Raw genomic sequence first — 11,989 nt, forward strand, 5'->3', positions numbered from 1 at the left:
CCAGCAATTAGGAAGCGAAGAGTCGGCCTCCCTGCCGGACCAAGCTTTCCTGAATGAGCTCCCACTTCGAATGCGGCAAGCCTTTGCAGCACTACCGCCCCTGAAGGATTGGGCCCGGGTTGCCCTGGGAATGAAAACTTCAGACAATAAGAGATTTCTGCGATATTGGTGGCAAGCAGATCCCGGCGGTGATTGGGTTCCCTATGAAAAACAAACCAGCGGATTTCCCTTTTATCGCCGGGCTCGGTTTGTTGTGGACTGGTCGCCCGAGGCTCAAGAACACTATCGGACTCATTATTCGGCACAGCTGCCCAACAAGTCCCTGTGGTTTCAAGAGGGGATTACCTTTGGGATGTTAAGCAGTCGAGGCTTTTCGGCCAAGTACCTGCCACCGGGACACATGGCAGACATGGCGGCGAATCTGGTGATTCCCAATCGGCCGAGGGATCTGTGGTTTCTTCTCGGGGTATTGAACAGCCGCTTAGCTGGGTATTTCCTAGAGGCGATAAACCCCTCGGTGAACTTCCAGGTGCGAGATGTGCAGCGATTACCGCTGCCATCGCCAACTCCCGAGGAGCATCGTCTGATCTCCTTGGTGACGCGGTTGTTGGTCGCCGTGGAAAGGATCCGGGATCAATGGGATCCCACCAGTCCAGACTATCGCCAACCGCCCTTAACGGAAAGTGGGAAACAGGACTTGGCGGCAATTTGCCAACAACTGGACACCATCATCGCCGGCTTTTATCGGGGGGTACTGATCCTGATTGAGATCCTAGACCTTTGTGTCTATCGGTTGTATGGGCTGTCTGAGACAGACCGGAGCCTGTTGGATAACTATGCAAACGCCGGGGTATGTCGCCTGGCAGAATCCTGGCAGAAAGCGGTACTGCAGTGGCGGAGGGACTTCGGCCATGATCTGGTGAACTACGCCTTCACTGAACTGACGAGCTCAGGCCAAGGGGCAGGGTATGGGGATCTGTGCCGTTGGCTGAGCAGCACCTTCGGACCAGAAGGGATTAAGACCATGGAAGAACTGGTCCAGTCCAACTTAGCCGAGTATCTGCAGAAGAAGTTTTATCCCCAGCATGAACGCCGATGGGGTAGGGCGCCAAGACTTCGCCCTTGTTTGCTGGAAGATGGTACGATGGGTTTTGCTTTATTGGCTTAATTTGAGAATAGGGATGGTTATTGATGCATGTTCAAGGGATTAGAAGTTTGGTAATCACTGCAGTATTGGTGGCTCTCGTAGCCGTAGCGACGATGGTAATCCAGGTTCCGATGCCAGGAACCAAGGGATTTGTCAACATCGGTGATACGATTATCTTTGTCGGAGGCGGGTTGTTTGGTGGAACCGTCGGTCTGGTAGCCGGAGGACTGGGTTCAGCCCTGGCGGACCTTTTGGCGGGTTATCCTCACTGGGCACCCTGGACACTGCTCATCAAGGGAATTGAGGGCTTGATTGTTGGGTTGATGGTCTACCCTGGGGTACGAAAGGGATTGGGAGTGAGAAGAACCCTAGCTGGATTGGCAGTTGCTGGACTCTGGATGGTCTTTGGCTATTTTCTCGCCGCGACCATCATCTATGGCAGCCCCGTGGTGGCTGCAACCAGTATTGGTGGCAATGTCGGGCAGGCGGTGGCCAGCATTGCCTTGGCAATCCCGCTGATTCAAATCCTGCGACATCGAGTAGATCCTCTATAAAGGCAAGAAATCGGCGCAGATTCCTGTGGTCAGGAGCCTGCGCCTTTTTGGTTTGTCACTTTATTCTCTGCCAAGGCCCTTTATCAGGCCCAGCTTTATTTGGCGTTGCGGGCTGCAATCACTGGTACTCCGGTACCCAACAGATCGGCAATGATTACGTCACCGACTTTGACGGGAGCCTGGACTTTTACCTTCTCCAGCTCCTTCATTGCGGCAAAAATCAAGTCCTTAGGGATTGCTTCCTTGGTGCGGACCGGTAATAGGCGCAGCTCCTTGCTGTCGATGGCTACGGTGGTAGTGATTACCCGTTGGGGGTTGTTGATTTCATTGACAGCATAGTCCTCGCCTCGACGACACTGATTGCCGCTAACACTGACAAATTCATTATTCTCGTCGATGGTGATCGATAACTCGCAGCCGATGGGACAGACAATACAGGTTTTAGTGAGAACTTTGTTTGTCATTGTGAGGCGGCCTCCTTTTTCTGCGAGGTGGCAGCGGTCATTTCCACGGTAATCTCTGTCTGACCCTGCCAGGCCTGAAGGTCATTTTCCCGGATCGGAATCTTCAGCATCTCACTGGGTTTAACGGTACGGCGGCGTACCTGCTTGTCGCCGATGTGAAGCACCACGTTCTCCTTAGGTTCTGTGACCCGAAGGTAAAGATCGAAGGGCTCTCCGTACTTCACACTCTGGGGGAGAACATAGCGAACCCCGTTTCCGGCCTTGAGAGTAACGGTGGTCTCCTGGGCTTCAGGCAGCTGTCCCAGAGCGTAAAGGGCGGCAGCTCTACCGGCAATTTCTGCTTCCTCGCTGACATAGTCCACCAGGTCGTGGACATGGAGGACGTTTCCGCAGGCGAAGATGCCGGAAGTTTGGGTCTCCCGCAATTCATTGACTACGGGCCCTGAGGTGGCGGAGTCCAAGGCAACTTCGGCATCCAGCGATAGTTCGTTTTCTGGAATCAGACCCACCGACAGCAGCAGGGTATCACACTTGATCACCTGCTCGGTGCCGGGAATGGGGCGCCTTTGATCGTCGACCTTGGCGATAGTTACCGACTCTACCCGCTCTCGCCCTTGGATGTTAATCACCGTTGACTGCAAGTGCAGTGGGATGGCAAAGTCCTCAAGGCACTGGGCCACGTTCCGGGCCAATCCGGCGGCGTAGGGCAGTATCTCCACTACTGCGTGAACCTTAGCTCCCTCCAAGGTAAAGCGACGTGCCATAATCAAGCCGATGTCACCGGAACCGAGAATAACTACATCTTTTCCAGGCATATAGCCGTCGATGTTAATAAAGCGTTGGGCCGCTCCTGCGGTGAACACTCCCGCGGGACGAAAACCAGGAATGTTAATCGCACCTCGCGTCCTTTCCCGACAGCCCATCGCCAGCACAACGGCTTTGGCATCGCACTCTATTAATCCATGCTCGGAGGAAACCGCGGTTACCCGACGCTCCTTGGTCAAGGAGATCACCATAGTGTTGAGGTAGACGTCGATATCTTTGGCCTCAACTTCCTCCATGAAACGAGCAGCGTACTCCGGTCCTGTCAACTCCTCCTTGAACCGATGGAGTCCAAAACCGTTATGGATACATTGCTGCAGAATACCACCGAGTTCATTACTGCGCTCAAAGATGGCAACTTTCTCAGCACCCTGCTCCTTGGCGGCCAGGGCAGCTGCCAAGCCCGCCGGACCACCGCCGATAATCAACACATCGAAGGTTAACTGTGATTGGTTCACTATACGAGCTCCTCCTTCTGGGAAGATACGTTGTCATCGCTGGCTAACCCTTTCCTCACCGGCTCCAACAAAATCTCACTACCGGGACCCCGCTTGGTAATCTCTGTGGGATCAACTCCCAGCTCCCTAGCAAGAATTGCAATTACCAAGGGTTGGCAGAATCCTCCTTGGCAACGGCCCATACCGGCTCTCGTGCGGAACTTAATGCCGTCGACGGTGCGGGCACCACGCTTGATGGCCTCGACAATCTCACCTTCCGTGATGGTTTCACAGCGGCAGATGATATGCCCAAAGCTGGGGTCTGAGGCAATGAGTTTAGCCCGTTCCTCATTGTCCATGGCGTGAAAGCGAGGGAAGGGACGACGACTGTCTACCGCTTCCGGATTTTCCTCTAGCTCTAACCCTGCTTCAACCAACAGCTCCGTCAATACTTCGGCGATGGCCGGTGCGGCAGTCAATCCCGGTGACTCTATGCCTGCTGCATGGATCAGTCGCGGTGTTTTCGACGAGGGCTCGAGGATAAAGTCCCCTCGATCCGAGGCAGCGCGCAGTCCGACAAAGCTGGTAATAATGTCTCGGCTGTTGATCCTGGGAACAATTCGCCTGACTGAAGTGACAATCTCTTCAAATCCACTGGCTGTGGTGTCCAGGGCTTCCTTGTCCGGCAATTCCAGAGCGGTGGGCCCAATCATCAGGTTTCCTTCCGCGGTGGGAATGACCAGGATCCCCTTGCTCTTGGGACTGGGAGTGGGGAAGATGGTGCGATGGACTAGATCTCCCACCCGCTTGTCCATGAGGTACTCTTCACCTTTGCGGGGGGTGATAGTAAAGGAGGTATCGCCGACAAAACGAGCTACCTCATCGGCATACAAGCCTGCAGCGTTAATGACATACCGAGCATAGATAACTCCCTTGTCTGTGACTATGCGAATTCTGTCTGATTCGTCCTCCAAACCGATGACGGTGGTATCGGTAAAGAGGGCAGCTCCATTGGCTTGGGCAACCTCTGAGAAGGCAATAGCCATTTCAAAGGGATTGACTATCCCACCTTCTGGTGCGTAAAGGGCAGCGATTACGTCCTCACTGAGATTGGGTTCAAGGGCCAAGGCTTCTTCTCGAGAAATGATTCTAATACCCGGTACCTGATTGAGCTTGCCTCGCTCCAGGTGTTGCTCTAAGACCGGTAAATCCTCCTCCGAGAAGGCCACCATCAGAATCCCATTCTGCCGAAAACCGACATCAAGCTTCTTGGCCAGTTCTGGGAACTTCTGGTTACCTCGAATACACAGCTTGCCCTTCCAGGTGTTTGGGTCATCGTGAAAACCACCGTGGACAATTCCACTGTTGGCCTTGGTTGCTCCCCAGCCGACTTCAGCGTTTTTCTCAATAAGGGCTAGACGTAGCCGATATTGCGACAATTCATACAGGACGGCTGTACCGACGATACCGCCGCCGATGATTGCAACATCGGCTGAGTAAAGCTCTGGTGCCTTAGTCAATTGCTCCGCCTCCTAATATTGATAATGGGGTAAGTAAATCTATTGTTACCAGTGCAAAACTAGCAATGCCTACAAACACGCAAAAAAGTCCTGCTTCCAGGGTAAGGGATATCCACCCTGTCAGAAGGACTTCTCTCCTTGGTCTCCAGTCAATGCTGACAGAACTATTTGCGTGACTATGTTGTTGGTATATCTATTATACCTGACATGGTCAGTAACGGCAAGGAAACATTTGGCCCGGTGGAATTAGATTCCCTGGGGTGGAAACAAATGGAGGGATCCCGCTGGACAAAGAGAACCTTTGGATCATTGCAGACGGGGTGGTCAAGGAGGGGTAGATGTGGCGGTAGTAGAGAAGGAGACAGTTGGACGAGCCCTTGTGGTCAAGCTGTCCGGTGAACTGGATCTGGTAACCTCGGATTCAGTGAAGGAAGCGATCGATCCCGTACTTGAAGGTTCTTCCCGGATCACTGATCTGGTGATTGACCTAACCCAGGTGAGATTTATCGATAGTTCCGGTTTGGGGATGCTCTTGGGTAGATATAAGAAAGTGAGTGACCGGGGAGGAAAGGTGATTGTCTTTGGCCTACAGCCGGCAGTGGAGAGGGTCTTGGCCATGGCCGGTATCACCAAGATTGTAGAGGTTGCCGCATCGCGGGATGCTGCACTAGCCCACTACTAGGGAGGTTACTAGAGCATGGATGTAATGTTGGAACCCAATAACGTAAGAATGGAATTTCCCAGTAGACCGGAGAATGTGGCCTTTGCCCGTACTGCTGTGGCCATGTTTGCCGCGCAGATGGATTTCACCTTAGATGAAATCGATGAGATTAAGATAGCAACCTCAGAAGCGGTCTCCAATGCGGTGATCCATGGTTACAAGGATCGGGTGGGTATCGTCAAGGTAACGGTAGCCCTTTATGACGATTACCTGGAAATTCGGGTGGAGGATGAAGGCGTCGGTATCGAAGACATTCAGCGGGCGATGGAGCCGGCCTTTACCACGGATCCAACTCAGCGTATGGGGTTGGGAATGGTGTTCATGAAGGAATATATGGACAAACTAGATATCCGTTCGGAGGTCAACAAGGGCACCGAAGTTATCATGCAGAAATCGCCTAGCGCCGGCAACAGAGAAACGGCGGAATGAGGGTATTACTATGGAATGGTCCTTATCCCATATAGAACTGCCGCCGTATAAACCGCTGAGTGATTGTGAAACCAAGGAGCTATTGCACCGGGCCCAGTCGGGAGATGCCCAGGCCAAACAAGAGTTAGTTGAGGCCAACCTTCGCTTGGTGATGAGTGTTGTCCAACGCTTCGCGGGACGGGGTGAACCGGAGGATCTTTTCCAAATCGGCTGTATTGGCTTGACTCGAGCAGTGGAGCGCTTTGATCTTGACTATGATGTCAGATTTTCCACCTATGCTGTGCCCATGATCATTGGCGAGATCCGGCGTCATCTCCGGGAGGATCAGACGATTCGGGTCAGCCGCTCCTTAAAGGAATTGGCCCATCGGGCGGCTCAAGTCAGCGCGACCCTAGAACAAGCCCTAGAACGAACTCCAACCCTGCGGGAACTGGCGGAAGCCCTGGAGGTATCGCCGGAGGATTTAGTGGCTTCCTTGGAGGCCCATCAGGAGCTGGCATCACTCCAAGCAGTAATTTATGAAGACGAGGGACAACCAGTCTTGCTCCAGGACCAAATCGGTGTGCCAGCCAACACTGATGCTGCCATTGAGAATATGGCCCTACGCCAAGTTTTTGAGAGTCTATCTGCCCAAGAGCAGAGTTTCATTAAGTTACGCTTCTTCGAAGAGAAAACCCAATCAGAGATCGCCTCCCTTTTGGGAGTGTCCCAAGCCCATGTATCCCGGATGGAGAAGAATATCCTGCTTACCTTAAGATCGAGACTAGATTGACGGCAGGGATACCCACAGGGAAGACTAAAGCAAAAAAGGGACTGCCCTGTGTTATGCAACACCATAGGGACAGTCCCTTTTCGTGGCTTTATCTTACAGTGAAGTAATCACCCTCAGACCTTGGCGATTTGCTTGCTCTCCGTTGATTTGAGGCAAGCCAAGATAATCTTCAAGGCTTCATAGCCCTCTTCACCGGAAATCTCGGGAGCCTTCTCGTTGACGATGGAGTTAACGAAGGCCTCACTGACGCCACTGGTGACCTGTCTTTCGTTGGTAGCGATAGCACCTACGTTGTAGCACTCTTCGGTGCCGTCTCGGTAGGTAACGGTGACCTGGAAGTTGGGATCATAACCAATCTTCATCACACCGTTCTCACAGTAGAGAATCGTACCGTTATCTTCACCGCCTCGATAGGTCCAGCTGGCGATGAGGGTACCGATGATGCCGCTTTCGGTACGCAGGATACAAGTAGCATTGTCATCGACGTTAATCAAGCTGCCGTCCTCATAGCGCTTGTCTAGGGTACCAACAAAGGCACCGACCTCAACGACCTCTTCACCCAGAAGCCAGCGGATCAAGTCGGCCTTGTGAACGCCCAGGTCACCCATGGCTCCGATGAAGGCCTTGTCCTTCTGGAAGAACCAAGTCTTGACGGACTTATCAACACACCATCCCTCGGGACCGGCGTGACCAAAGGTGGTCCGGAAGGTGAGCACCTTGCCGAGCTTACCGCTGTCAAGAATCTCCTTTGCCTTGACATGAGGAGGCATGAGGCGTTGGTTGTGACCGATCATCAAATACTTCCCGCTGTCCTTGGCAGCCTGGATCATCTCCTCGGCCTCTTCGGCGGAGGTAGCCATCGGTTTTTCGCACAATACGTGTTTGCCTGCCTTCAGGGCTGCAATGGTTACAGGAGCATGCAGGTAGTTGGGGAGGCAGACAACGATGGCGTCGATCTTCGGATCTGCCACCACGTCCTTCCAATCGGTATAGGCCTTCCCGCCGTAGAGCTCTACCATAGCATCGGCCCGCTCAGGCACGATGTCACAGAAAGCTAGAATCTCGGCCTGAGGATTGGCGGCCAGTTCCGGAGCATGGCGATGCCGACAGATAGATCCACAGCCGATGATACCAAACTTGACTGTCACTGCTATTCCTCCCTTATACGCATTATATTAAGAATTTGTGTTACGGGGTATATACTTCGTGTTTTGGTTGATACTTCCTGCCTAAAGCCGCAATGCTCGATCCTTGCCGTAAGGAGGACTTCTTGATGAAAAAAAGGCTGGTTGACTTGCACGTACATTCCAATTATTCCGATGGTACATGGTCAGTGGAAGAAATGGTAGGTGCGGCCAAAGAGAAGGGACTGTCGGCCGTCGCTCTCACGGACCACGACACGGTAGAGGGTATCGATTTGGCAACGGCTGCTGGAAATTCTGTGGGGATTGACGTAATTCCCGGGGTGGAATTGAGTACGGAAGTGGGCGAGGCGGAGGTTCACATTCTGGGATACTTCGTCGATCACATGAACGCCGAATTCAACGGGTTACTAAACAGGATGCGGCAGGGTCGCAGTCATCGGATGGTGGAAATGGTGAACCGGCTCAACTCTCTAGGCTACGAAATCACCTTGGAAGAAGTTGAGGCAAAGGCTGAATCCGGGACAATTGGCCGACCCCATCTTGCCCGGGTACTGGTGGACAAAGGCTATCTCTCGTCGGTGGAAGCGGCCTTTGACCGCTTGTTGGGTAGAGGCAAACCCGGATATGTACCAAGGACGAAACTGACACCACCCCAGGCCATTGCCGCCATCAAGGGGGCCCATGGAGTGGCTGTCTTAGCTCATCCCGGGCTCATTGAGGCCCAATTATCCATCTCCGATTTGGTGGATGCTGGGCTTGGGGGAATCGAGGTGTACTATCCGGCCCATGACTGTAATGCTGTCAATCTATGGCTGCAGGTAGCTCAGCACTATCGGCTAATTGCTACCGGAGGCTCAGACTATCATGGTCCTGGAGCCAAGGCCCATGGGACACTGGGATATCCCGAAGTTAGGTATGAGGTGGTTGAACAATTGCAGGCTGCCATACATGGTTAGATTTGCAGGCAGGTAAATGTCTGAAAAAAACGAAAACAAACAAAGGGCTAGTCCCTAGAGTCTTAGTACTAGATGCAGCAGCAATCTTCAAATCTAATCGAATAAGGAGTGGCAGTACACAATGATTTTGAGTGGGGAAAGGGTGGTACTGCGGCCCGTTCAACCTGCGGATTTTCCCTATGTTGTGGAGTGGACCAAGAACGAGCAGGTAGGCCACTTCGCCGCCGACGACGGGTATCCTGAAAGTATCGCAGAATGTGAGCAGTGGTACAAGAAGTTACTGGCAAATCGCCACAATCAGGTGTTTATTATCCAGGCTGAAGATGGTCATCCCATTGGAGATGTAGAGTTTGATCAGATCACGTGGCGCAGCGGAGACGCCGAACTGCGGATCCGGATCGGTGATCCTCGCTATTGGAACCGGGGATATGGCACTGAAACAGTCAGAGCCATGGTCAAATATGGGTTCGAGGAACTGAACTTGCAGCGGATTTATCTTAGGGTCTCCAAAAACAACCCCAGGGCCCTGCGCTGCTATGAAAAGGCCCATTTCCGCAAAGAGGGCAAGGTGATGCGCAGGGTAGGAAACTCTACCTCGGAGGAAGTAGTTTATTTGATGCGAATTCTCAAGGGCGAATATCTTCAGGCCCAAAACAAGGGCCATCTAGGACAAGTGAGCTAGCTGGTCCGGTACCGGGATGCATCCTCACGGCGGCAAAGAGCCAAATGAGGAAACGTCCCGGTATTTTGTTTGCACTGAAGCTAATCCTTGGCACCTTCCTCGCGCTGAAGCTCAATTTCTGCCCGAGCCGCTTCAATGATTTTCCGCCGCAAGTTGGCTCCAACTGCGGTGTTCAGTTTCCCGCCTACCTGTCCACACTCTGCAGCGGTTAGGGAATCCCACCCCACCTGGGCAATCTTCTCCGCCAATCCCAGTTTTGCAGCCACTTGGTCCCGATACTTTTTCCAAGCAATCTCCTCTAGCTGTTTTTCTTCTATGAATTGCTCATGCTTGTCAACCATTTCAGGCCTCCCAATTCGCTACTAACATAATCCTGTAGAAATCCCTGTAATCCTATTTAGTGTTTGAAGGAGAGATGAAAGGCTATTCGAAAAAACACGACGATATTTGAAAGGGGGATCGGCAGGGCAGGACATAATTACCAGGTGTCGAAATACCAACTAGGTGTAACAGTTGCAGGCATTTGATATGGAATGATTTGGGAGGTATGTGCGGTGGTAGAGATTATCCTTAGGGGCGGCCCACTGATGATTCCGCTGCTTTTGTGCTCCGTTTTCGCAGTAGCGATATCCCTGGAGCGGCTGTGGTATCTGTGGCGCAGTCGTATTGACACGGAAGATTTGATGGATGATGTTAAGTTGGCATTACAGTCGGGCAAAGTACTGGAAGCTATGCAGATCGCCAAGAAAAGCCGCGGTCCAGTGGCTGCTGTAATCGCCGCGGGAATTGCTTATTATGATCGACCGGTTCCAGAGATTCGTCAACATATGGAAGAAGTGGGTAACCTTGAGGTGTACAAGCTGGAGCGACGCTTGCCGATTCTAGAGGTATTGGTGGGAGTAGCGCCCCTCTTGGGATTGCTGGGCACGGTAACTGGAATTATTCGGATTTTTAACGTAATGGCTGGCTTGCGTGGACTGGGCGATCCCGCAGCGATGAGTGGGGGAATTGCAGAGGCGCTGATCACTACAGCAGCGGGCTTGGCCATTGCCATACCCACCATGTTGATATACTCTTACTTCTCCGGTCTCATCGATAAGTTTGTCACCGACATGAACAAGCGCATCTCAGAGTTGCTAAATGTCCTTGAGTCAAGGGGTGAGTACTGATGGCTATTAAGCGCCGTCCACGTAAGCGCTTTCAGCCGGACATTGTGCCACTGATCGACGTTATCTTTTTCCTGTTGGTCTTTTTTATTGTTTTTACAACTTTTCGGACTACGCCAACGGGATTGAATATTGAGTTGCCGCGGGCCGCTACGGCACAGAACCAGGCCCCGACAGAGTTGACCATTAATGTCGCTGCCGATGGAACCTTCTATGTCTCCGGAGAACGGGTGACCGGTCAGCGAATTCAATCCCTTGTTAAACAGCGCTTGGAGAGAAATTCCGATTTGTTTGTGATCATCAACGCCGATAAGCAAACACGCTATGACAACGTCATTACCGCTATGGACCACGTTCGGACCGCTGGTGCTTACCGGATTGGTCTTGCCGTTCAGCCTCGGGATGACTGACCTTTTTCTTTTAGGGGGTGAAGAGCATGGATACCTTTAGCGCCAGTGAACGCCGATTTGGAATCTTTCTCATTCTTTCAGTGATACTTCACGGGGTGCTGCTCTATGTTTTCCCCGATCTGGCCGGTCAGCTGTCTTTGGGTTCCCCCTGGGGTGTCGAGGGTGGAGTAATTCAGGTTGTTCGGGTAGATGGGACATGGGAAGGAACTCGAGATGGGACTGGAGATAAAGCAACAGCAACCACTGTTGCCGAACCAAAGCCCACACCACCACAACCCAAGCCCGAACCCCAGCCAGAGCCGAAGCCACAACCCAAGCCTGAACCGCAACCGCCACCACCCCCGAAGCCAAAGCCAGAACCCAAGCCTGCGCCCAAGCCGGAGCCGAAACCGGAGCCGGCGGCCAGCGTCATGGAGTCTTCGCCCAAGCCCCAGCCAGAACCAAGGCAGCCTGATCCGGTGCCACCGGAACCAGTGCAGAGTCAGCCTGGAGCTAGGGAGTCGGAGGGCAGTTCCAAGGTGATGACCAGTGAGCAGGGCCGAGAGGTAGTGACCTCCCAGGAGGGTACAGGTGGAGGTAACGGGACGATGGGAGAAGGGACTGGGGTGTCTGAAGCGGTCGAGGAACCAGAGATAGAGGATGTTGAGCCCGTTGAACCGGAAACGCCTCCGGCTCCGCCGCCGCCACCACCGCCACCGCCGTTACCTTCTGCCAATGGTATCTTCCCGCTATCTCGGCTTACCTATCCGAAGGACGCGCAGGAT

At 53.0% G+C, this 11,989-nt stretch carries 14 protein-coding genes and 1 pseudogene; 10 read left to right on the forward strand and 5 right to left on the reverse strand.

All coding sequences use genetic code 11. From position 1 onward, the window contains the following. The first annotated feature begins 70 nt into the window (after positions 1–70). Positions 71–1,168, forward strand: a complete 1,098-nt coding sequence (locus GX030_10590) for a hypothetical protein (GenBank protein NLV92820.1) — start codon at positions 71–73, stop codon at positions 1,166–1,168. A gap of 23 nt (positions 1,169–1,191) precedes the next feature. Continuing rightward, positions 1,192–1,701 (forward strand): ECF transporter S component, encoded by a 510-nt coding sequence (locus GX030_10595; GenBank protein NLV92821.1) that lies wholly within the window; start codon positions 1,192–1,194, stop codon positions 1,699–1,701. A gap of 95 nt (positions 1,702–1,796) precedes the next feature. Here the strand turns inward: GX030_10595 and GX030_10600 are convergent, their stop codons facing one another. From GX030_10600 to GX030_10610, 3 genes are read right to left on the reverse strand one after another with little or no spacing between them, the layout of a single operon-like run. Next, entirely contained in the window at positions 1,797–2,165 is a 369-nt protein-coding gene (locus GX030_10600; GenBank protein ID NLV92822.1) for a DUF1667 domain-containing protein, read from the reverse strand. After that, complete coding sequence (locus tag GX030_10605) at positions 2,162–3,445, reverse strand: FAD-dependent oxidoreductase (protein ID NLV92823.1); 1,284 nt, start codon at positions 3,443–3,445, stop codon at positions 2,162–2,164. Before GX030_10605 ends, GX030_10600 begins: the two co-directional genes overlap by 4 nt. Then, entirely contained in the window at positions 3,445–4,944 is a 1,500-nt protein-coding gene (locus GX030_10610; protein ID NLV92824.1) for an NAD(P)/FAD-dependent oxidoreductase, read from the reverse strand. Before GX030_10610 ends, GX030_10605 begins: the two co-directional genes overlap by 1 nt. Positions 4,945–5,284: 340 nt before the next feature. Here GX030_10610 and GX030_10615 point away from each other — a divergent pair, with 340 nt between their 5' ends. From GX030_10615 to GX030_10625, 3 genes are read left to right on the forward strand one after another with little or no spacing between them, the layout of a single operon-like run. Continuing rightward, entirely contained in the window at positions 5,285–5,626 is a 342-nt protein-coding gene (locus GX030_10615; protein ID NLV92825.1) for an anti-sigma factor antagonist, read from the forward strand. Positions 5,627–5,650: 24 nt separating this feature from the next. After that, positions 5,651–6,094, forward strand: a complete 444-nt coding sequence (locus GX030_10620) for an anti-sigma F factor (protein NLV92826.1) — start codon at positions 5,651–5,653, stop codon at positions 6,092–6,094. A 10-nt stretch (positions 6,095–6,104) separates the two neighbouring features. After that, a complete protein-coding gene (locus GX030_10625) occupies positions 6,105–6,866 on the forward strand; it encodes a SigB/SigF/SigG family RNA polymerase sigma factor (GenBank protein ID NLV92827.1) in 762 nt (253 codons plus the stop codon). 113 nt (positions 6,867–6,979) lie between these two features. Here the strand turns inward: GX030_10625 and GX030_10630 are convergent, their stop codons facing one another. Further along, positions 6,980–8,014, reverse strand: a complete 1,035-nt coding sequence (locus GX030_10630) for a Gfo/Idh/MocA family oxidoreductase (protein NLV92828.1) — start codon at positions 8,012–8,014, stop codon at positions 6,980–6,982. Between the two features lie 125 nt (positions 8,015–8,139). Here GX030_10630 and GX030_10635 point away from each other — a divergent pair, with 125 nt between their 5' ends. Continuing rightward, the gene (locus tag GX030_10635; protein ID NLV92829.1) at positions 8,140–8,967 is read left to right on the forward strand and encodes a PHP domain-containing protein; all 828 of its coding nucleotides are present in this window, start codon (positions 8,140–8,142) and stop codon (positions 8,965–8,967) included. Between the two features lie 121 nt (positions 8,968–9,088). Beyond that, positions 9,089–9,649, forward strand: coding sequence for a GNAT family N-acetyltransferase (locus GX030_10640; GenBank protein ID NLV92830.1), 561 nt, complete (start codon positions 9,089–9,091; stop codon positions 9,647–9,649). Between the two features lie 80 nt (positions 9,650–9,729). On the opposite strand, the gene GX030_10645 is transcribed toward GX030_10640, so the two are convergent. Further along, entirely contained in the window at positions 9,730–9,990 is a 261-nt protein-coding gene (locus GX030_10645) for a hypothetical protein (protein NLV92831.1), read from the reverse strand. 213 nt (positions 9,991–10,203) lie between these two features. Here GX030_10645 and GX030_10650 point away from each other — a divergent pair, with 213 nt between their 5' ends. The 3 genes and pseudogenes from GX030_10650 (at position 10,204) to GX030_10660 (ending at position 11,689) form a co-directional block, all read left to right on the forward strand. Continuing rightward, positions 10,204–10,818: a MotA/TolQ/ExbB proton channel family protein gene (locus tag GX030_10650; protein ID NLV92832.1), complete on the forward strand. Its 615-nt coding sequence runs from the start codon at positions 10,204–10,206 to the stop codon at positions 10,816–10,818. Then, the gene (locus GX030_10655; GenBank protein ID NLV92833.1) at positions 10,818–11,225 is read left to right on the forward strand and encodes a biopolymer transporter ExbD; all 408 of its coding nucleotides are present in this window, start codon (positions 10,818–10,820) and stop codon (positions 11,223–11,225) included. Before GX030_10650 ends, GX030_10655 begins: the two co-directional genes overlap by 1 nt. A 251-nt stretch (positions 11,226–11,476) precedes the next feature. Then, positions 11,477–11,689 (forward strand): annotated as a pseudogene (locus GX030_10660) (hypothetical protein). Positions 11,690–11,989 lie beyond the last annotated feature (300 nt).

This window comes from Bacillota bacterium (genome assembly GCA_012727955.1).
In the GTDB taxonomy this organism is placed as follows: domain Bacteria; phylum Bacillota; class Limnochordia; order DTU087; family JAAYGB01; genus JAAYGB01.